The following is a 20008-nucleotide window of genomic DNA, read 5'->3' on the forward strand; positions in this document are numbered from 1 at the left end:
CTCGATTTTGGCACAATGGCGGCTCAATAATCCTTTTCAAAATAAACCCCAACGCCGGTGTCGCCGGTAGAGGAGACGGACCCTTTGACGGTCACCTTGTCGGTGGCGTCAAGGTTGAGGTTGATCACCGATTTGCCATCACTGTCGATGGTCACATCCGTGTAGATTTTATCCGAAATATATTTGCCGAGTTTCAACGAGCTGCCGCCCTCATCGGAGGTTTGCAGGTCAAGATCGTCGAGGCCAAAACTGTTGCGGATCGAACCGACAAGCCCACCACCGCCGCCGGTTAAGGTCGCCACAGCCGAGGCCATTTGCGCCGCTTGCAGAGCGGAAATTTGGCTCAGACCGCGACCGAACAACAGTTGAGAAAGGATTTCTTCTTGCGGCAAGGTGGGGGAGGAGCTGAGCGTCAAGGCCAGCGCACTCAGCGGCCCTTCGGTGACCAGTTGCACGTTCAAGTCAGGCGTCTGCGTTTCCGCGACAAGCCGCACCACGGGGTCCAACTCGCCCTGCAGGGTCAAAGTGCCCTCTTTCATCACAATGCGTTTACCCAAAAGCGACAAGCGCCCGCGGATCAGCGAGAATTGCCCCACCGGGATCACATCCTGCGTCGTGCCGCGCAGGCGCAGCCGCCCGCCGAGTTCCGCATCCAAGCCACGACCGCGAATGAAAATCTGGTTCGGGGCGGCGATAGTGACATTGAGACCATAGGAAGCCCCCGGTCCGCCATTGCTATCAGTGATCACAAGTCCCGCGCGCTTGCGGGTGGTGAGCACAGCGCCGGTTTGGCCGGTGTGGGTGATCTCGGGGATGTCGCCGCTACCGCCAAGACCAGAGGCGGACACAGTGATGTCGGTGCGGCCCAATGTGAGATCGCCCGCGATGGCAGCCCCCCCAGACAGCGGACCAGTGATGGCCAAATTGCCATTCAAAGAAGTGCTGTAGAGTGTCGGGTCCACCAAGGTCAAACCATTGAAAGCCATCGTCACATCGGCGGGAACTGCGCCGGTGAGGCCAATTTGACCAGAGGCAGAGATGCCGCCGCCGGTGTCGGCATTGGTGACCACGTCGATTTGGGCGCGTTCGCCCGAAAGCGTGATCGTGCCACGCTCCACCGTCAAAGCCAGCCCTGCGTCTGAGACCACCACTCGGGCGCCGGGGGTGACTTGAACTTGTCCCGACAGCGACGAGAGGGCGAGCGGGCCGTTGAGTGCGAGGTCAAAGCCAGCGTTACCTTGGGTTAGCGCGGCGGTGGTGAAACGGTTGGACAGGCCCAAAGGGGCGGTGCCGGTCAGCGACAGGTTGGCTCGGCTCGCGTCTTGGGCGAGGGTACCGGTGACACGCGCAGTCGATCCGCCGGGGCCGGTCATATTGGCCTCGGTTTGCCACGGCGCTGTGACGCTCGCGCGGGAGACATCGGCGGCAAGGGTCAATGGTCCGGAAAGGCCAAAACCGAGGCGCGCCACGTCATCGAGGCGGGCGGAGAGCGTCAGCGCCCCGGCCTCAGACGACAGCGTGCCCTTGGCGGAGGCGGTTACGGCCCCCGTCGTCATATCCGCCGCGCGCAGGATCAGCCCGGTTTCGTCGCGTTTGGCAGAGAGGCTCACCGTGCTGGAGCCATTGGTCAGCGCGTCCACTTGCGCGATGCCAAAGCGCAGATTGGTGCCTTTGGCCTCGGCGGTCAGATCGAACATCCCACTGAGGGGCGCGTAGCTGCCCGAGCCTGTTGCCTGAACCGCCCCCGCAAGGCCAAGGCCGGACAGGCGGGCAAATCGTGCCAGACGCGGGGTGTCGAGGCGCATGTCGCCAGTGAATTCAAGCCCCGCGTCAAGCCCGGCCAGCCGACCTTTGACGGCGACGGTGGTCGCGCCGGTTTTGAGTTCGACTGTCTCGAAAACGATGTCCTGCCCCTCTTGCCATGTCAGTTGGGTCAGCAGGCTGGGATTTGCGCCAATGGCGTCTTGAAGGGCGGGATCATCAGAGACGAGGCCGATCACGGTGGCGTCAATCTTGGCGCTCACCGCGCCCAATGTGGTCAGGCCATTGTTATCCGTCAATCGCGCGATGGTGCCACCCGCATTGATCGCCGCTTTGCCAAGGCTCAACCCGTCCTGCGTATAGCCATCGACATCAATCAGCGCGGTCCAACCGTCGCCTTGTTCGGCATCGTAATTGGCAATGATCAGGGCTTTATCGACCATGCTGCGCGCAGAGCCAAAAGGCAGCAGCGTCGGGCGGCCGTCAGGGCTTTTGAGCGACCCGGAGAGGGCGAAGGAGTGTGGCAGGCCATCGGCGCCAATCTTGGCCGCACCGACCATCGAGACTGCTTGGGTAGAGAGGGTGAATTGCTCAAGCTCAAACCCGCCCGCAGGGAAGGATTGGCCACGCGCTTGTAGTGTTGAGGAGGAGCCAAAGAACCGCGCATATTCGGCGCTGAACAACGGGGTGAGATCGCCGGAGAGATCAGCCGTAAACGCCCGTGGGGCAGGGGCGTCCGGTGCGTTTGGGTCGGCTTCGGCTTTGAGGGCCACTGTGCCGGTGAGGCGGTCTTTTCCCTGCGTTGCCAAGGCGATATCGGCGGTGAAATCATCCAAAGGACCCGCGCCCTTGGCCGTCAGAGACAGCTCAGGCGCACCGGGTAGGTTGGCGAGGGTGGAGATCAGGCCGCCCGCGCCTTCCGTCAGGGACAGATCGAGGTCTAATATCTCGGTCGGTCCATCAAAGGACACATCGACCGTAAAGGCCCCCTCCGCCGCATCCAGACGTTGAATGTCCAACGTCGCGGCACCCGAACCACCGGCCAAATTGGCGCTGCCAGCGACGCTCAGATCCACCGCTTCGCCCAGTTTCAACACCGGGGCTCCAAGGTGAACGCGCTTGGCCTCAATTGTGCCGATATTGATCGACACGGGCAAATCCGGCAAGGAAAAGGGTGTGGCTTCGGGCGCGGGGAGCGCGGTCGTGGCCTCTGCCACTGGCAGGCGGTCAAACAGGATTTCACCCGCCGTGATGCGGTTGATCTCGACCCGACCGGAAAAAAGCGCAGCCCGGCTCCAGTCCAGCTCGACATCGCGCAGGGTGAACCACACGCCAGTGTCATCGGCGATGGTCAACGCGTCGAGTGTGGCCTTGGAGGACAACAGGCCTTTGAAGCCTTCGATGCGAATATCGCGGCCCGCACCCGACAGGTTGTCTTCCAAGAAGCCAACAATCACAGAGCGGTCCCGGGCGGTTTGTGCCGTGTCTGTTTGTGCCGTGTCGGGGCTGTCCTGCGCCATCAGCGTCAGAGGGATGCAGATGGCGGTCATGACCGGAAGAAATTTGTTCAAAACGCTTGCCCTATGCCGATGTAGATTTGGATGCCGTCACCCGTGTCGCCCGTCACAGGTCCGGCAAGGTCAAGGCGGATCGGGCCAAAGCCGGTGTCATAACGCAGCCCAAGGCCTGCGCCCGAATGCCATTCGGCGGCGTCGCCCGGCAAAGCCGATGTGCCGATGCCGCCGAGGTCATAAAAGCCCACGACGGAAATTTTACCCGTGACCAAGGCGCGCAATTCGGTTGAGAGGCCAAGGAAGCTTGAGCCGCCTGTGGCATTGCCGCCGCCCAAATCGACGTCGAGGGATTGGTATGGTTGCCCGCGTACGGTGCCGCCGCCGCCGGAGTAAAACAGCAGATCGGGGGGCACCTCGGTATAGTCCGCCCCGGAGATGGACCCCAGTTGCAGCCGCCCAGCCAAGGTAAACCGATCATCGTCCCCAAAAGAGAGATAGCCGCGACCATCGGCAGAGATGCGCACGCCGGAGGCCGATCCGCTCACGCCCACAAAGGGCAGGATGTCGGCGTTGAAATAGGTGCCGGATTTCGGATTGAGCGCATTGTCACGCCCATCGCGGCTGCCGTTGATCGGGAAAATCACATGCGAAAAAGAGCGCGAGCCAAGCGAGTCCTCGACCTCGGAATAGCGGTAGCCGAAGCCAAAGGAAAACGTCGAGTTCTTAGAGGTTTCCACATCGGCGCTTATGGTGAATTCGCCACGGTCCGAAAGGTAATCCGGTTCGTCCAGATGTTCGATTTCAGCGCCAAGGACGAGGGTTGTTTTGCGGGTAATCGTGGCGGGGCGGCGGTAGGTTGCGCCAAGGGTGTAATCCACGCCTGTGGTGCCGCCGAGACCGCCGATTTCGGCGTCAAAGCGCAATCTGTCGGCGTTTTTGGTGAGGTTGCGATGCATCCAGTAGGCCGAAATCGTGCCGCCTTCGAGCGATGACAGTTCCGCGCCAAAGCCAAGGCGACGCTTTTTTTCGTCCACCAGCGTTGCGGTGATGTCCAGGGTTCCATCCGCATTCAGAGCGTCGGCCTCTCGCAGGGTGATCGAGCGGAAAGTGCCGGTTTTTTGCAGGCGCCGGGTCACCAGATCAAGCGTGTCGGGATCATAGGCGCTCCCCGTTGGCAAGTTGGCGATACGCGACAGGCGATCTTCGCGCACGCGGGTGTCGCCTGCAAATTTCAGGCGGCCAAAGGCAACGGCGGGGCCGGGATCGATGGCGAGGGCGACATCGAGTGTTTTGCTGTTGTGATCTGCGATAATTTGTTGATCTGACAGGGCCGCTTTGGCGTGCGATGCCTGCCGCCATGCCTCGATGGCCACGTCTTTTGCCTCGCCAACCAGACCGGATTTGGCCACCGCGCCGGATGTGAAATCTTCGGGCAATTGCGTGTCGGGGGCGAGCGGGGTAACGGTGGCGCTGCCAAATCGGAACCTTGGGCCGGGGGTGACGGTGATCACCACTGCGTCGATCGTCGATGGCAATGAAATCAGGGACATATCCGCCCCTTCGCGCCCGTCTACGCGGATTGAAATACTGGGCCCATAATAGCCCTCTCGGTAGAGCGCACCGATCAGAGCGCGGTAATCGGACTGAACGGCGGCGATGATTTCTTCGGGGGTTGTGACGTCGTTTTTGGCGGCTTCCAAGATGGCAGAGGCGCTTTCCAGCCGGGTTTTGACCTCACCCTCTGCCGTGGTTTCAAGCGTGGCCTCAAAGGCATTCGCGGTCCCTGCGTAAAGCAGGGCTGCCGCCACAAACATAGTCCCTCTAAGCACCGCTCGGCCTTCCTCTTTGACGTGGTCACTCGCCCTCTACATAAAGCAACTATGCGGTGTTCCCAGCATTGTTTCCAGTGTCAGCACGAGTCTTTTCACGCGGCTGTGATGAGGTGGCGGTTTGTTGCTTGCGTGGTTTGGGGGCGAGGCCTAGGGTCCGCGGGAATAAAAGGAGGGCAGTATGGCCGAATGTGAAATATGTGGTGCGGATGCGGCATTGGTGGATGTGACCGTCGCGCCCAAAACGGAGGTGGCGCATCTGTGCGAGACCTGTGCGGGCGGGATCAAGGGCGAGGCGGTGCCCGAAGGGCATTGGCAGGCGTTGACCACGTCGATGTGGTCGGAAAGTGATGCGGTGAAGGTGCTGTCTTGGCGGCTTTTGAATCGTTATAAATCAGAGGCTTGGGCCTCCGATGCGCTTGAGATGCTCTATCTTGAACCCGAGGTCGAAGACTGGGCCAAGGCGGCCGGTCCTGAGGTCATTCATCGCGACAGTTTGGGCGCGGTTTTGTCGTCTGGCGATACGGTTGTGTTGATCAAGGACCTTCCGGTCAAAGGCGGCGGCTTTACCGCCAAACGCGGCACGGCTGTGCGTGGGATTTCGCTGGTTCCCGACAACGCCGGGCATATCGAAGGCCGGGTGGAAGGTCAGCGGATCGTGATCCTGACCGAGTTCGTGAAGAAGCGTTAATTTACTCAGGTCTTACTCAGTGCCTAAAATGAAAAACGCCCGCAGAATTCAATCTGCGGGCGTTTTAGAATTCTGTTCGAAACAGGCTTACGCCATTTCGATGTTGACTGCGCTTTCGCGGCCGTCACGACCAGCTTCGATGTCGAAAGTCACTTTCGCGCCATCGGCAAGACCGGACAGGCCAGAACGTTCGACAGCAGAGATGTGCACGAACACGTCTTTTTTGCCGCCTTCAGGCTCGATAAAGCCAAAACCTTTGGTAGAGTTGAACCATTTCACGGTGCCATTAGCCATCGTGTGTCTCCTAGTTTAGATGTTGCCCGCTTAAGTGCGGCAACCCGGCGTAGTCAGGGATCGATCGAAGACTGTAGCCGATGAAGGAGAACAGAAGGGTCGATAGAGGTAACGTAGCGAGGCCTTTATGACAGGATTCTATGCGCTTGCATAGGGGAATGTTTTTGGGGGGATTTGAGTGGAGTGGATGCTCTCGTATCTTGACCATTCACAGATGCAAAGCATCTGTGACGCGCCGGACCCTCCCCCATGGGAGGGCGCGTTTCACGTGCCCACCGATCAGTTTGGCAATAGCGTCATACAAGCTCGGAGATTTCTTTGTTCTTCTTTATGTTTAATGACACTGGGTCAGATCCGACAACTAACCCTCGTTCCATTAGCAGTTCGAGAGATTCATGGAATGTCGCCACATTAAGGCAGAAATGGTTTTTCAGAGTATCAATCTTGATTGCTTTTTTGCCCCATCTTCCTTGACGTTTCAATGTAGATAGTATCCTGCGCGCTCCTACATCCATGGACATTCGGCTTGTAAGGCCAATGATCGATTGCTCCATGTCTTCCAAAGCTGAGCTATGGTGCTCGATTCCGAAGTAGTGGCTGTGCGTGTGCTTGACCGAGGAAATTTCAGAAGAGCCAATCATTACAACCTCGTATTTATCTTCTTCTGGATATTGCGATTCGTAGTTTGAATATGCTTCAGTTGCTTCGTCGGGGTCTCTACCAACTAGATCCCAAGTAACGAAATTGCCGTCGTTCCAGTCAAAAACCAGGATCCAGTTATTTAAAGAGCTCTGAGAGTTCTTCTCGGCCTCACTCATGGTTTTGATAATATTTTCATTCACATAACTTGCGAGTGCTTTGGGCGATGCCTGACCAATTATGGCTTCAGCAAGTTCTCTTGATCTTTGAAGCTCAATTTCGTGTTCTGAAGACAGCTTCTTCTCCTGTTCAAGGAAGTGCAGTGCGTCTGAAAACTTCTTGAAATATTTTAATACCTCTTTATCGCCCTCATTCTCTTTAAGCCTTGAGCCGTAGATAACGGATGTCCTCTCAATGCTCTCGGACCAGTAGTGTTGAAGTTGGCTTCTAAGCTGAAGCTCTAGCCGTATTCCACTCGTGGTCAAAATAATATGGTATGCTCTGTATCCGGAGTCGTCGCGCCCCCAATCACGGTAATCGGTTTCTCGTTCGATTGTGTAATCTCCGGAGTCCGTTAGCTTAGTTCTAAGAAAGCTGACGAGACCATCAACGGCCTCATTGTTGTCTACTACAATGCGGCAGCCACCAATATCTTGTAGCTGAGTAAGGCGTACACTAAAGCGCCTTAGCTTTCGGAGTATCTGAGGTTTTCTTTTTAGGCGTTGGGCTATGTAGTATTGCTGGCCATAGGTTTGTAACCACTCTTGGAGGCTAAGCGTAAGTTTGGTCAGTGGTGCGAGGTATGATTTGCGAAACTCTTCAAAAACATAATCGAGTTCAAGCGAAAGCTCGTCATAATTCCTGTCTTTATCGCTTAGAATACGACCGGCTTTATCAACTTTGCTTTTTGAAATCATTTTATCCTCTTTCAAGAAATAAGCCCCGCCGAACTGGCGGGGCAATTTCGATCCCGATCAACGACTAAACTTCTTATACTTCATCCGCTTAGGCTCCAACGCCTCAGCCCCCAACCGCCGCTTCTTGTCTTCTTCGTAATCCTCGAAGTTGCCTTCGAACCATTCGACATGGGCATCGCCCTCAAACGCCAGGATATGCGTACAAATCCGGTCGAGGAAGAAACGGTCGTGCGAGATGACAACCGCGCAGCCCGCGAAGTCGGTGAGCGCGTCCTCCAAAGCGCGAAGGGTCTCGACGTCCAAATCGTTGGTCGGCTCATCGAGGAGCAAGACGTTGCCGCCGGATTTGAGCAGGCGGGCGAGGTGGACGCGGTTGCGTTCGCCGCCGGACAAGATGCCGACCTTTTTCTGTTGATCGCCGCCTTTGAAGTTGAAGGTCGAACAATAGGCGCGGCCGTTCACTTCGGCGTCGCCGAGTTTGATGATGTCTTGGCCGTCGGCGATGGCTTCGAACACGTTGGCTTTCGGGTCCAAATCGTCGCGGTTCTGATCGACGTAGGACAGTTTGACCGTGTCGCCATATTCGACCGTACCCTCGTCCGGCTGTTCCTGGCCGGTGAGCATTTTGAACAGCGTCGTTTTACCCGCGCCGTTGGGACCGATGACGCCAACGATGCCGCCGGGCGGCAGGGAGAAGGACAGGTCTTCGATCAAAAGCTTGTCGCCCATGTGTTTTTTCAGCCCGTTGACCTCGATCACCTTGGAGCCAAGGCGCGGACCGTTGGGGATGACGATCTGGGCGCGGCCGACTTTTTCGCGCTCGGATTGACTGGCGAGTTCGTTATAGGCGTTGATCCGGGCCTTTTGTTTGGCTTGGCGGGCTTTGGCGCCTTGGCGAATCCATTCGAGTTCGCGCTCAAGCGTCTTTTGCTTGGATTTGTCCTCGCGGGCCTCTTGCGACAGGCGTTTGGCCTTTTGTTCAAGCCATGCGGAATAGTTGCCCTCGTAGGGGATGCCCGCGCCACGGTCGAGTTCGAGAATCCATCCGGTGATGTCATCCAAAAAATAGCGGTCGTGGGTGACGATCAGGATTGTGCCTTTGTAATCAATCAGGTGCTGTTGCAGCCAGGCGATGGTTTCGGCGTCCAGGTGGTTGGTCGGTTCGTCAAGGAGCAACATGTCGGGGGCTTCAAGAAGCAGTTTGCACAGCGCCACGCGACGTTTTTCACCGCCGGACAGCGTCGTGACATCGGCGTCATCGGGCGGGCAGCGCAGGGCCTCAAGCGAGATGTCGATCTGGCTGTCGAGGTCCCACAGGTTCTGCGCGTCGATCTCGTCTTGCAGCTTGGCCATCTCGTCGGCGGTCTCGTCCGAATAGTTCATCGCCAATTCGTTGTAGCGATCCAGAATGGCCTTTTTCTCTGCCACGCCCAGCATCACGTTGCCGCGCACGTCGAGCGACGGATCAAGTTCCGGCTCCTGCGGCAGATAGCCGACTTTGGCGCCCTCAGCGGCCCAAGCTTCGCCTTGGAAGTCTTTGTCTTGGCCCGCCATGATGCGCAGGAGGGTGGATTTACCAGTGCCGTTGACGCCGACCACACCGATTTTTACGCCGGGGAGGAAGTTCAGGCGGATGTTTTCAAACACCTTCTTGCCGCCGGGATAGGTCTTGGACACGCCGTCCATGAAATAGACGTATTGATAGGCTGCCATTGTGCGGGCTCCTTTGGGAGGGAATAGGATTGGGGTGGTTTAGCGTGGGAGAGGGGGGGATGGGAAGGGGCTATCGGCTCAACTGGAAAGCGCTGGCGTAGTTGTCCCATAGGTAAATTAGGGTCGAATAGTCGAAACTTCCCAGCATAGTATTCGTATTGCTTTGATAGTATTCTTCAAAGAATCCCAAATCTCCTTGGGATTGGAAACAAAGCATCCAAGCGACCGTTGTCTGTTCTTTTGAGCCGTTTGCTTCACGAGGATCGGGCAGATGAAGAACCTTAGCTACATCTTCGTAGGTTAGTTGTTCTTGTTTGAGGCGGGATATGAGTTGAGGATAAAATGCGTTTAGGAACAGGAGGCCGACACGCAGTATTTCTTTGTTTCTGTTGATTTTCCTGTCGCCCCACTCATCCCAACATGATGGACTAATGATGAGAGATCGGGTGAAATGCTGTAAGCCGCGCAGGGTCGTGGAACTGGAGTCAGAGGCAAGGTTTAGGTAGGTGCTTGCGATGTGAAATGGTCCGTTTTGTTGCATTCCGAATTGGTTACAAAGTTTCTCAAAGTAGCTTTTCTTTAAGGAGAGAGTACTTTCTTGATCGTGCAGACGCATAGTCACTGTCACAAACTTTTGCAAATACAGCCCCGCATTCACGCCCGCTCCATACCGCGCCCGTACGGAGTTCTGTAATTCCGTCAGGTTCACACCCAATACGAAATGCACGTTCGGGACGTTGAAGAAATGTTTGATCACTTCCAGCAGGTTCAGAGCGTAATCCGGCCGACAGCGGTCCAACTCGTCCACGACAATGATGAGTTTTTGCTCGGCGGCGAGGTCGGTTAGGTAGGTGCGAAACCCTTCCATTGCGTCGGCTCTGGCCTCCTCAGCTTGCCAGAATGTGCCGATTGCATTGTCGAGTTCCTTCGCGCATTGTTTGGCCGCTTCGTCAAGAACCGACTCTGCGATGTCGTTGATGTTTCGAATAAGCCCTGCGGTTCCTGCTGCAACACCAAGGCGCAGTGCTGCGCGTCCGAGAGCCGGGGCGAACACCTTGGCTTTTCTTACGCTCTCTTTGAGCTTTTGAACCCGCGTTTTCTCACTCTCGTCGTTGTCGTCGTCAGGCGTAAGACCTTCAATGCGCTTTGAAACTGTCCGGACAAGCGATACTAGAGGGTCATCCAGATAGTCCTCTTTGAACGCATCAAAATAGACGGTGTTTGCCGAGCCGCCGTTGTCCCTCACATGTGCGCCCACCCGGCATTTCAAAAACACCGATTTTCCTGCTCCCCATGGGGCATCAACTGCGATGACCATCGGCTCTTCAATTTTCTCAACAAGATCAGAGAGTTTCTTGCCATCCGTAGTTCGGCCTAGATCTGAGGCAGCTTCAAAGCCATCCGTGTAAAGCTCAATTTTTGGTTCCGGGACGGTTAGGCGCTGACCACTCATAGAAAATGCTCCGATGCTCGAAATATCGGATGTAGTCTATGGGAACTCATAAAGAGAGGTCCAGCCTCACACCCGCTTTTCAAAGAACAAATCCGGGTAGGGATCGTCGTTGAACCGCTCAATCTCGGTCCAGCCGGTGCGGTGGTAGAGGTTGGTGGCTTCTGGCAGAGCGGAGTTGGTGTCGAGGCGCAGTGTAGTGATGCCCAAGGCGCGTGCGTGGGATTCTGCCTCGCTCATCAGGCGTTTGGCCAATCCAAGTCCGCGCGCGGAAGGGGCGACCCAGAGGCGTTTGATTTCCGCATATCCTTTGTCGGTGCCTTTGAGGCCGACACAGCCGGAGGGCAGACCGTCGGATGTCGCGACCAAGAATATGCCGCGTGGTGGGCGCATGTCAGAGGCATCCAAAGGGGCGGCTTCGGACGGGTCAAATCCCATGGAAAACCGCGCGGCCAATTCGCTGTAATAAGAGTGCAGGCAATGGAATGCGATAGGGTGCTCCGGGTCGATTTCAACGATTTCGATCCGGTCTCGGCCCAAGGCGGAGGCGACTAAATCCATCGCGGCCAAAAGGGCCTCTGGGTTGGGATGACGGTCGATGAGGGCTTGGGCGCGATCATTGGAGAGGGTTTCATAGGCCTCGTATTCGGCGTGGCCTTTGGGGGTGAAAACCGCGAAACGGCGGCGTTTATCGTGTTTGTCCTCAGAGACATGGATCAGGCCTTCGTCCTCAAGACCACGCAAAAGGCGGCTTAAAAGGCCGGTGTCGAGGCCTAAAAAATCGCGAATGTCTGAGATGGATCGGCCCATTGGGCCAATGGCATTGAGCACGCGCGCGGCGCCAAGCGGACGTCCGCGTCCCAGAAAGCTATGGTCCAACGCCCCGGTTTCGGTGGTAACGGCGCGGTTAAGACGGCGGATGCGGGCAACGGGAGTGAGAGGCATTTTAAAAGCTGACCTTGGTCTGATATTTTTTCTGACTTTAGTCAGGTAATTTCGTCTGTCAAGTCAGACAGATTGACAGCCGCCTACCTTACCGCCATTCAGGACGTCATGCGGTATGACCTGCCATATGCTCGTCCGGGTCAAGTGATTGGCCTGCTCGGGGGATCGTTTGATCCCGCGCATGAGGGCCATGTGCATATTACCAAAATGGCGCTCAAACGGTTCGACTTGGATCGGGTGTGGTGGCTGGTCAGTCCCGGCAACCCATTGAAATCAAAAGGTCCGGCGGCGATGGACAAGCGGTTGGCCCATGCCCGTGCCATAATGGATCACCCGCGTGTCGTGATCACCGATCTCGAGAGTCACACCAAAACCCGCTATACGGCGGCCACGCTGGATGCGGTGAAAGCGCTCTATCCCGGTGTGACCTTTGTCTGGCTGATGGGGGCGGATAACCTCGCCCAGTTTCATCTTTGGCAAGATTGGCAAGGCATTATGGCGACAACGCCTGTGGGGGTGATCGCCCGACCCGGCACGCGCGGGGCAGCGCGCAATTCGGTGGCGGCCCAAACCTTTGACTATGCAAAGCTTCCGGCGCGGGCTTCACGGCTTTTGGGGCGACGTGGTGCCCCCAGTTGGTGTTTTATCAATGTGCCGATGTCAGATGCGTCCTCAAGCGAAATCCGGGCAAATGGCGAGTGGGGCGGGGCCTGAGCGCTTGCTGGCAATGATTTTATGCGGGCGATTTTGCAACGCCTGACTCTGGTCACGTTTTCCCGTCTTGCTCGGATCTCTGCCACAGGGTTAACTCCGGTTTATCAGGGGAGATTGGGGTATGAGTCTGAACAGACGTGCGATACTTGGGCTGCTTTTGGGCGGTGTGGCCGGAGGGGCGTTTGGGCAAGAGACGATGGTCTCGCCGATTCCGAAGCCGCGTCCGCTTGATCTCCATAAGCAGGGGCTTCCAACGGGGGATGCGCTTGTCGAGCGGGCGGGCCTGTCGGGGGAGGTCGCCTTTGCCGTGGCGCGTGTGGCGCAAAGCGAGATGCTGGAGGCGCGCGGTCCGCTGTTGCGACTGCCGCCGGCTTCGGTGGCGAAAACGGTGACGAGCCTATATGCGCTTGAACATTTGGGGCCTGATTTTCGGTTTATTACGAGGGTTTTGGCGACAGGCCCGATCAGCAATGGCGTGGTGCAGGGCGATTTGATTTTGATCGGCAGCGGCGATCCGATCCTCGACACGGATGCGCTGGCACGGTTGGCGACCCAGCTTCGCGAGGCTGGGATTTCGGGCGTGTCTGGGCGGTTTTTGGTCCATGATGGTGCCTTGCCGCGGATTGAACAGATCGACGGGGCGCAGACCGAATATGCGGGCTATAATCCGGCGATCACCGGGCTGAACCTGAATTACAATCGGGTGCATTTCGAATGGCGGCGTCAGGGCGAGGATTACAGCCTTAAAATGGACGCGCGCGCCGCAAAATTTGCCCCTGATGTGCGCATTGCCCAGATGCGGGTCGCGCAGCGCGACCAGCCGGTGTTTGATCACGAGCCGGGGCAGGGGCGGGACGAATGGACGGTGGCGCGTTCCGCACTTGGCACCGGCGGGGCGCGGTGGTTGCCGGTGCGTTTGCCTACGCTCTATGCGGGCGAAGTGTTTCAGACGGTTGCTGCGCAGCTGGGCCTGCGATTGCCACAGGCGCAGCGGGCAAATGTCGTCCCTGAGGCTGTCGAGATTTCCCGCCTTGAGAGTGCCCCCATGAGTTTGATTGTAAAGGATATGTTGAAATATTCGACCAATTTGACCGCAGAGGTTTTGGGGCTTTTGACCACACAGGCACGAGGGGTAAAGCCGGTGTCTTTGCAGGCCTCGGCGCAGGCGATGACCGAATGGGCGCAGGCACGGTTCGGCTTGCGGCATATGTCGTTTGTAGATCATTCCGGTCTCGGAGGGGCGTCACAGATATCCGCGTCTGACATGGTGCATATGCTGACGACGCCCGGCGTTGAGGCAACACTTGCGCCGCTTTTGAAACCGATTCCGATGAAGAATGCGCAGGGTGAGGTGATCAAGGATGCGCTGGCGTCAGTGGTCGCCAAAACCGGGACTCTGGATTTTGTGTCCACATTGGCCGGGTATCTTGAGGCACCGGGGGGCAAGCGGATGGCCTTTGCGATTTTTGCCGCAGATGTGCCAAAGCGCGAGGCCGCGAAACTGTCGGGTCAGGACGTGCCGCGGGGGGCGAGGAGCTTCAATGCAGGTGCAAAGAAACTACAACAGGCGCTGATTGCGCGCTGGGCAGCGGCGTATCAGAGCTAGGCTGTTGTAAAGCGGGTTTGAAAAGACGCAGCTCAGGCGTTTTCTGTTTCGTGAACCACAGCATAGCGCGCCCGGGCACCGCGTTCGATGGCGGCGGCATGGAGGCGGTCGATGGTGAGTTCGTAGCGGATCTCTTCCAACAAGCGCAACTCGGCCTCATAGGTGTGGCCGTCTGCGGCGGCCACATCACAGGCCAAGGCATAAGCGGTTTCAAACAGATAGCCCGGAAGGTTATCGCGGATCAGGCCGAAAAGCGCGTCAAGGCCGTCTTCTTCGGAGAAGAGGTCGAAGACGGTTGAGGAGACCAGTTTGATCCGGTCTGGATCATAATCGGCAAAGATTGGCAGGTGGTTGACGATATTCTCGATCGTGATCAATTCCGCCGTGCGGATGTTTTCGTCAGACATGGATTGCGCGATCATGACCGCGACGAGGCAGTCCTGCGGTGTAAGGGAATGGGGCATATCGGTCATCGAACGGTCTTTTCATAGGGGGCCAAAGGCAGTTGGAGGAAGGATAGGCGGGGCGTTGGGTGGGGGCAAGTCTTGTTCTGATCGGGCGGGGCGTGGCGGTGGGAAAATGCAGAGGATTACTCCGCGCATTGCCCAGTAATTCTTGACCCTTGGCGCGACTGGCAATAGACGACGAGTTTGCGGGCGGCCTCTGCGCCGATGCCTGCTGTCAAATGATATAAGGATTGTCCCCATGTCTGACCTGCGTGACGCTGGTATGAGTTCGAAAGCCTGGCCCTTTGAAGAGGCGCGCAAGGTACTCAAGCGCTATGAGCAGTCCAAGGACAAGAAGGGATTTGTGCTGTTTGAGACCGGCTATGGGCCGTCTGGTTTGCCGCATATCGGCACTTTTGGCGAGGTCTTGCGCACAACGATGATCCGCCGCGCCTTTGAGGTGATTTCCGACATCCCGACCCGGCTGATTTGTTTCTCCGATGATATGGACGGGATGCGCAAAGTGCCGGGCAATGTGCCGAACCAAGAGATGTTGAAAGAGAACGCGCAGCGTCCGCTGACCTCTGTACCCGATCCGTTTGGCGAGTTTGAGAGCTTTGGTCATCACAACAATGCGATGCTGCGGCGGTTCCTTGACACGTTTGGCTTTGAATATGAGTTTTATTCGGCCACGGAGTTTTACAAATCGGGTCGGTTTGACGAGGTGCTCAAACGCGCCGTCGACAAGTATGATGAGGTGATGGCGGTGATGTTGAAATCGCTGCGCGACGAACGCGCGGCGAGCTATTCGATTTTCCTGCCGATCCACCCGGAAACGGGGCGGGTGCTTTATGTGCCGATGAAATCGGTCAATCGCGACGACTACACCATCACCTTTGACGATGAAGAGGGTCGTGAATGGACCCTTCCGGTCACGGGCGGCAACGTGAAACTGCAGTGGAAACCGGACTTTGGCGCGCGCTGGGCGGCGCTGGGTGTGGACTTTGAAATGTATGGCAAGGACCACAGCACCAACACGCCGATCTATGACCGGATTTGTGAAATTCTGGGCGGGAAAAAGCCGGAGCATTTCACCTACGAATTGTTCCTGGATTCGAGCGGTCAGAAAATTTCGAAATCGTCGGGCAATGGTTTGACCATCGACGAATGGCTGACCTATGCCTCGACTGAAAGCCTGTCCTATTTCATGTATCAAAAGCCCAAAACGGCGAAGCGTATGCATTTTGATGTGATCCCGCGGGCGATGGATGAATATCACCAACAGCTTCGCGCCTATGCCAAACAGGACGTCACCCAACGCGCCAACAACCCGGTGTTTCACATCCACGGCGCGGATGTGCCGGCCTCTGATATGGTTGTGCCGTTCACCATGTTGCTCAACCTTGCCTCTGTGGCGGGGGCCGAGGACAAGGATCAGCTTTGGGGCTATATCAAACGCTATGCACCAGAAGCGACGGCTGAAACCCACCCGCAATTGGATGCGGCGGCGGGCTATGCCGTGCGGTACTACAATGACTTTGTGAAGCCTGAAAAGACCTTCCGCGTGCCGACCGAGCAAGAGCGGGCGGCGATGACGGATTTGATGGCGGCCTTTGGGTCGGCGGAATTGGCTTTGTCCGAGATTGCCAAGAAAAACGCAGCGGATGGCGTGGACGAGGCGTTGCCGGAGGCGGATTTCACCGATGGCGATTTCTTGCAAACGGTGGTCTTTGCCGTGGGTAAAAACCACGAGTTCGACAATCTGCGCGACTGGTTCAAAGCGCTCTACGAGGTGCTTTTGGGCCAGTCCGAAGGCCCGCGCTTTGGCTCTTTTGCAGCCCTTTACGGCGTCAATGAAACCATTGATTTGATCGCCAAAGGATTGGCGGGCGAGTTGGCCTAAGTCCACGACACGTGACGTAAATGTGATCCAACCCTTCGTTTGGCTGCGTAAGATCAGCAGACAGACGGAGGGTTTTACATGTTTAAAGCACTGATCACCGCAACAGTTCTGGGCCTTGCCCCGCTGACGGCTCTGGGCAATGAGATGACGGATGTGATTTCGGATCAATTACAGGCGTTTCAAAGGCGCGATGTCGGGGCGGCGTGGGAGTATGCCAGCCCAATGATCCAAGGCCAGTTTGTCGACCCGCGCAGTTTTGCCCATATCGTCGAACAGGGCTACGGCCCGATTTGGAACAACGCCACGGTGCGGTTTGGCATGAACATGGTGCAAGACGGGCGGGTGATTCAGACGGTGATTGTCACCGATCAGACGGGTCAAACGCAGGGCTATGAATACGACATGATTGAAACGGACGCCGGTTGGAAGGTGAACGGGGTGCGCCCGATTGACGTGGCCGATGTTGCCGTTTGAGAGAGGACGTGCGTTGCGCGGGGGCAAATTGAGCCGCGCGCAGGGTTAACAGCGGGGTTAACTTCACTGCTGTAGAGCTTTCACATCTCGGGTCATGCGCCCGGACTTTCCATGACGAAAGACCATGAGAGGCGTGGCGCACCGTGAGGGTGCGGCGGGCACCGGTCGCGCATGTATTGAAAGATGTGAAAGGGGTTCGGATGAACAAGGCCATTACTGACGGGCTGGCGCTGATGCCGCCAGCTTTTGCGAACGGTTTAAACGTTTGGTCCAGCGAGAACGGCACGCCGGGCTCGGCGACCTATGACGGGGCTGCAAACGCGGCTCTGGTCGCAGCGGATGCGGATTTCGGCGGCTGTCTGGAAATCGTCAAAAACACCACGACGACGAAATTGCGTTTTATGGGCGAAACGCCGCTTTTGCCGGGGATGTATCTACAGATCACCGCAAAAGTGAAGGCGATTTCGGGCAATTTTCCCTCTGTGCGGATTGCGGGCTGGGCCGGGGACAGCAGCTTTGCCCATGTGGCGGGACTGACGGAGGTCGGGTCCACTGTGGCGCTGACGGCCTATGGTGAGGTGGTCGAAGTGACCGCTATTGTTGGCTCGGGCGCACGCGGCGGCGTGGACATGCCTTGGGGGCTTGAGGCGGTTTACGGTCATTTTGGTTTGGATTTGACGGGGGCCAATGGCGGCACGGTTCGGATCGAGGACATCGCAATCGAGGATGTGACCTCCTATTTTCTCGGCGACAGTTCCGGGCGCATCGACATTCGCGACTTTGGCGCGGTGGGCGACGGTGTGACCGATTGCAAAGCCGCCTTTAATGCGGCGAATGCGGCGGCGGATGGGCGTCAGATTCTTGTGCCAGAGGGGGTGTATTACATCTCCGATACGGTTTCCATGATCAATGAAGTGGTGTTTGATGGCACGGTGACGATGCCAGACACAGCACGTTTGACGCTGCGCCATGGGTTTCACCTCAACACCTATATTGATGCGTTTGGCGACGAAGTTTTGGGGTTTAAAAAGGCGATTCAGGCACTGTTTTACTACTCGGATCACGACAGCCTCGATCTGTGCGGTCGTCGGATTGAAATCGACGAACCGATTGATGTGGCCGTGGTTTCCGGGGCGAGCACTTTGGAGGTGCGCCGGGTGATCCGCAACGGTCAAATCAACATCCAAGCCTCAAGCAATTGGGACGTTGAGGTGATGACCTCAGCGGGCAGCTACAATGCCGCCTCGCCGCGCCAGATGACCAATGTGACAAACATCGCCAACATCAAGGTCGGCAGCCTTGTGACCGGGACAGGGGTTGGCCGCGAAGTTTACGTTCAAGCGGTCAATGTTGGGGCGCAGACCTTGACCTTGAGCCAACCGCTTTATGCGCCGAATGCGACCCAGACCTATACGTTCACGCGGTTCAAATATGCGCTGGATTTTTCCGGTCTGTCGAAACTGTCCCAGTTTCAGATTTCTGATGTGGAATTCCTGTGCAACGGTCATTCTTCTGCGGTGATGCTGGCGCCGTCGGGCAACAATTTCCAACTCAAAGATTGCCATGTCAAATCGCCGCTGAACCGGGGCGTGACCTCGATTGGGGAGGGCTGTCAGGATTTGCATATTGACCGCTGTTCCTTTGTGTCTAACGAACAAGCGCTGCGCGCAGAGGATCGTCAGTCGATTGCCTTCAACGTAAATGCCAATGACTCGAAAATTCGCGACAGCCGGTTTCAGCGCTTTGGCCATACCGCGATTTGTTACGGCACTGGTCATATGTTTGTCGGCAACCATTGGTTCCAAGGCGACAATGACTCAGACAGCCCCCGCAAGGCCGGCTTGGTTTTTACCTATCCGAATGTGAACTCGATCGTCACCGGCAACTACGTTGATAACTCGTTTATCGAAATGACCAACGAGCATGATGCAACCCCGGATTTCAATTCCGAGTTCTCCTTTGGTGGCTTGACGATCACGGGCAATATTTTCACCGCGAGCGACTGTGCAAGCTGGTTCTCGTGGATCGTGGTCAAACCCTATGGTCCGGGGCATTTCATCCAGGGCCTGTCGGTTCAGAACAACAGTTTCAAGTCGATCAATGGCTATATCGACCGGGTGGATAAAGTCGATACGACCTTTGCGACTTTGGACTATAACATGATGCGCAACATCACCTTTGAGGCCAACACCTTCAACGGCGTCAGCCAGAACACCATCAACCCGGCGGCGCTTGAGTTTACGCAAGGCACAGCAGCAACCAATTGGGTTTTGGACCCGTCTGCCTATTTGCCATTTGATGGCTGGGCGCGCGGGGTGGAAAGCCTTGTGTTCCGCAATGCGGTGACGAATGCGACGGGCGAAACCGTGTTCCACACCCCCTATGTGACGGTCAATTATGGCGCGTCGTCAAATCAGATCCGCCTGACCTTCCCTGAGGCGACGAAGGGCACGGTGAACATGATTTCACGTATGGATCGCCCGATTTAAGCCCCGGTTTAAGTCCCGATTCCAGCAGTGTGTGGTATAAAGAAATGGACCGGGCGGTTGTGGCTGCTCGGTTTTTTATGACTGAATCGGGGTGAGGTCGGCGGCGCTCAACCGATATGCTTTGCCAAAACCGCCATTCAAATCCGCAGAGAGCGGGGTGAAGGTGACAAAGGAAAAATCGGCAAAATCGACATAGAGCGCTGACTTTGGGTGATGGCCAAGCCAGGCGGCGCGCAGGTCGCGATAACGCGGATCGTCTCGGGACACAAAATGAGCATCGACACAGGCAGAAAGACGCGGGAAGGCCAAAGGATCGCCTTTGCTCGGCGCTTCGCCAAGCAAAAGCCCGGCGCGGATGTCGGTCCTGAGCGCCTGGGTGTGAGCCGACAATTCCGAGATCAATTTCATCCAAGTGCCATCCTGCGCCAAGCCAAAGGCGATGCGCGTGACATGCGGCGCACCGGTGGTTGGGTCAAGCACGGCCAGGGCGGCGAGCCGTGCCGCGCCAATCACGTCCTGTGCCAAGCGCCGGGCCGCATCATCTGTGTCACGAAAAGGGGAGGGGGCATCTTGTGTCATACCCCTGTCTAGCCTCTAACCGCCGCGCCGCCAATCTTGAATAT

General features: G+C 57.0%; 15 protein-coding genes. 6 read left to right on the forward strand and 9 right to left on the reverse strand.

Going from position 1 to position 20008, the window contains the following annotated elements; translation table 11 throughout:
- Positions 1 to 23 precede the first annotated feature (23 nt).
- Together B30_RS17580 and B30_RS17585 are read right to left on the reverse strand one after the other, a co-directional pair.
- On the reverse strand, positions 24 to 3332 hold the full coding sequence (locus B30_RS17580; protein WP_009573511.1) for a translocation/assembly module TamB domain-containing protein: 3309 nt from the start codon (positions 3330 to 3332) through the stop codon (positions 24 to 26).
- Entirely contained in the window at positions 3329 to 5083 is a 1755-nt protein-coding gene (locus B30_RS17585) for an autotransporter assembly complex protein TamA (RefSeq protein WP_157789837.1), read from the reverse strand. Before B30_RS17585 ends, B30_RS17580 begins: the two co-directional genes overlap by 4 nt.
- 202 nt (positions 5084 to 5285) lie before the next feature.
- On the opposite strand from B30_RS17585, the gene B30_RS17590 reads away from it, so the two are divergent.
- Positions 5286 to 5795 carry a PhnA domain-containing protein gene (locus B30_RS17590; protein WP_009573513.1) on the forward strand — a complete coding sequence of 170 codons (510 nt, stop codon included), beginning with the start codon at positions 5286 to 5288 and terminating at the stop codon, positions 5793 to 5795.
- An 87-nt stretch (positions 5796 to 5882) separates the two neighbouring features.
- On the opposite strand, the gene B30_RS17595 is transcribed toward B30_RS17590, so the two are convergent.
- The 5 genes from B30_RS17595 to B30_RS17615 form a co-directional block, all read right to left on the reverse strand.
- Positions 5883 to 6089 (reverse strand): cold-shock protein, encoded by a 207-nt coding sequence (locus tag B30_RS17595; RefSeq protein WP_009573514.1) that lies wholly within the window; start codon positions 6087 to 6089, stop codon positions 5883 to 5885.
- 296 nt (positions 6090 to 6385) lie between these two features.
- Positions 6386 to 7690 (reverse strand): RelA/SpoT domain-containing protein, encoded by a 1305-nt coding sequence (locus tag B30_RS17600; RefSeq protein WP_198430633.1) that lies wholly within the window; start codon positions 7688 to 7690, stop codon positions 6386 to 6388.
- 12 nt (positions 7691 to 7702) lie between these two features.
- Complete coding sequence (gene ettA, locus B30_RS17605) at positions 7703 to 9358, reverse strand: energy-dependent translational throttle protein EttA (RefSeq protein WP_009573516.1); 1656 nt, start codon at positions 9356 to 9358, stop codon at positions 7703 to 7705.
- Between the two features lie 70 nt (positions 9359 to 9428).
- Positions 9429 to 10811 carry a KAP family P-loop NTPase fold protein gene (locus B30_RS17610; protein WP_009573517.1) on the reverse strand — a complete coding sequence of 461 codons (1383 nt, stop codon included), beginning with the start codon at positions 10809 to 10811 and terminating at the stop codon, positions 9429 to 9431.
- 66 nt (positions 10812 to 10877) lie between these two features.
- Positions 10878 to 11753, reverse strand: a complete 876-nt coding sequence (locus B30_RS17615) for a helix-turn-helix domain-containing GNAT family N-acetyltransferase (RefSeq protein WP_009573518.1) — start codon at positions 11751 to 11753, stop codon at positions 10878 to 10880.
- Positions 11754 to 11861: 108 nt separating this feature from the next.
- On the opposite strand from B30_RS17615, the gene B30_RS17620 reads away from it, so the two are divergent.
- Positions 11862 to 12467 (forward strand): nicotinate-nucleotide adenylyltransferase, encoded by a 606-nt coding sequence (locus B30_RS17620; protein WP_009573519.1) that lies wholly within the window; start codon positions 11862 to 11864, stop codon positions 12465 to 12467.
- A gap of 121 nt (positions 12468 to 12588) precedes the next feature.
- Positions 12589 to 14073, forward strand: coding sequence for a D-alanyl-D-alanine carboxypeptidase/D-alanyl-D-alanine endopeptidase (dacB, locus tag B30_RS17625; protein WP_009573520.1), 1485 nt, complete (start codon positions 12589 to 12591; stop codon positions 14071 to 14073).
- A gap of 32 nt (positions 14074 to 14105) precedes the next feature.
- Here dacB and B30_RS17630 read toward each other — a convergent pair whose 3' ends face one another.
- Positions 14106 to 14546, reverse strand: a complete 441-nt coding sequence (locus tag B30_RS17630) for a tellurite resistance TerB family protein (protein WP_009573521.1) — start codon at positions 14544 to 14546, stop codon at positions 14106 to 14108.
- Positions 14547 to 14778: 232 nt separating this feature from the next.
- Here B30_RS17630 and B30_RS17635 point away from each other — a divergent pair, with 232 nt between their 5' ends.
- The 3 genes from B30_RS17635 (at position 14779) to B30_RS17645 (ending at position 19385) form a co-directional block, all read left to right on the forward strand.
- Positions 14779 to 16422 carry a lysine--tRNA ligase gene (locus B30_RS17635; RefSeq protein WP_009573522.1) on the forward strand — a complete coding sequence of 548 codons (1644 nt, stop codon included), beginning with the start codon at positions 14779 to 14781 and terminating at the stop codon, positions 16420 to 16422.
- A gap of 78 nt (positions 16423 to 16500) precedes the next feature.
- A complete protein-coding gene (locus tag B30_RS17640) occupies positions 16501 to 16896 on the forward strand; it encodes a DUF4864 domain-containing protein (protein ID WP_009573523.1) in 396 nt (131 codons plus the stop codon).
- A gap of 200 nt (positions 16897 to 17096) precedes the next feature.
- On the forward strand, positions 17097 to 19385 hold the full coding sequence (locus B30_RS17645) for a glycosyl hydrolase family 28-related protein (protein ID WP_009573524.1): 2289 nt from the start codon (positions 17097 to 17099) through the stop codon (positions 19383 to 19385).
- Between the two features lie 75 nt (positions 19386 to 19460).
- Here B30_RS17645 and B30_RS17650 read toward each other — a convergent pair whose 3' ends face one another.
- Positions 19461 to 19964, reverse strand: a complete 504-nt coding sequence (locus B30_RS17650; RefSeq protein WP_009573525.1) for a pyridoxamine 5'-phosphate oxidase — start codon at positions 19962 to 19964, stop codon at positions 19461 to 19463.
- Positions 19965 to 20008 lie beyond the last annotated feature (44 nt).

Origin of the sequence: Celeribacter baekdonensis B30, assembly GCF_000299875.1 — a bacterium.
In the GTDB taxonomy this organism is placed as follows: Bacteria; Pseudomonadota; Alphaproteobacteria; order Rhodobacterales; family Rhodobacteraceae; genus Celeribacter; species Celeribacter baekdonensis_A.

Bases quoted from the DNA above. Each gene is read 5' to 3' on its own strand.
- B30_RS17650 (WP_009573525.1), bottom strand. From the start codon at position 19,964: ATGACACAAGATGCCCCCTCCCCTTTTCGTGACACAGATGATGCGGCC.
- B30_RS17590 (WP_009573513.1), top strand. From the start codon at position 5,286: ATGGCCGAATGTGAAATATGTGGTGCGGATGCGGCATTGGTGGATGTG.
- dacB (WP_009573520.1), top strand. From the start codon at position 12,589: ATGAGTCTGAACAGACGTGCGATACTTGGGCTGCTTTTGGGCGGTGTG.
- B30_RS17615 (WP_009573518.1), bottom strand. From the start codon at position 11,753: ATGCCTCTCACTCCCGTTGCCCGCATCCGCCGTCTTAACCGCGCCGTT.
- B30_RS17640 (WP_009573523.1), top strand. From the start codon at position 16,501: ATGTTTAAAGCACTGATCACCGCAACAGTTCTGGGCCTTGCCCCGCTG.
- B30_RS17610 (WP_009573517.1), bottom strand. From the start codon at position 10,811: ATGAGTGGTCAGCGCCTAACCGTCCCGGAACCAAAAATTGAGCTTTAC.
- ettA (WP_009573516.1), bottom strand. From the start codon at position 9,358: ATGGCAGCCTATCAATACGTCTATTTCATGGACGGCGTGTCCAAGACC.
- B30_RS17630 (WP_009573521.1), bottom strand. From the start codon at position 14,546: ATGACCGATATGCCCCATTCCCTTACACCGCAGGACTGCCTCGTCGCG.
- B30_RS17620 (WP_009573519.1), top strand. From the start codon at position 11,862: ATGCGGTATGACCTGCCATATGCTCGTCCGGGTCAAGTGATTGGCCTG.
- B30_RS17635 (WP_009573522.1), top strand. From the start codon at position 14,779: ATGTCTGACCTGCGTGACGCTGGTATGAGTTCGAAAGCCTGGCCCTTT.
- B30_RS17595 (WP_009573514.1), bottom strand. From the start codon at position 6,089: ATGGCTAATGGCACCGTGAAATGGTTCAACTCTACCAAAGGTTTTGGC.
- B30_RS17645 (WP_009573524.1), top strand. From the start codon at position 17,097: ATGAACAAGGCCATTACTGACGGGCTGGCGCTGATGCCGCCAGCTTTT.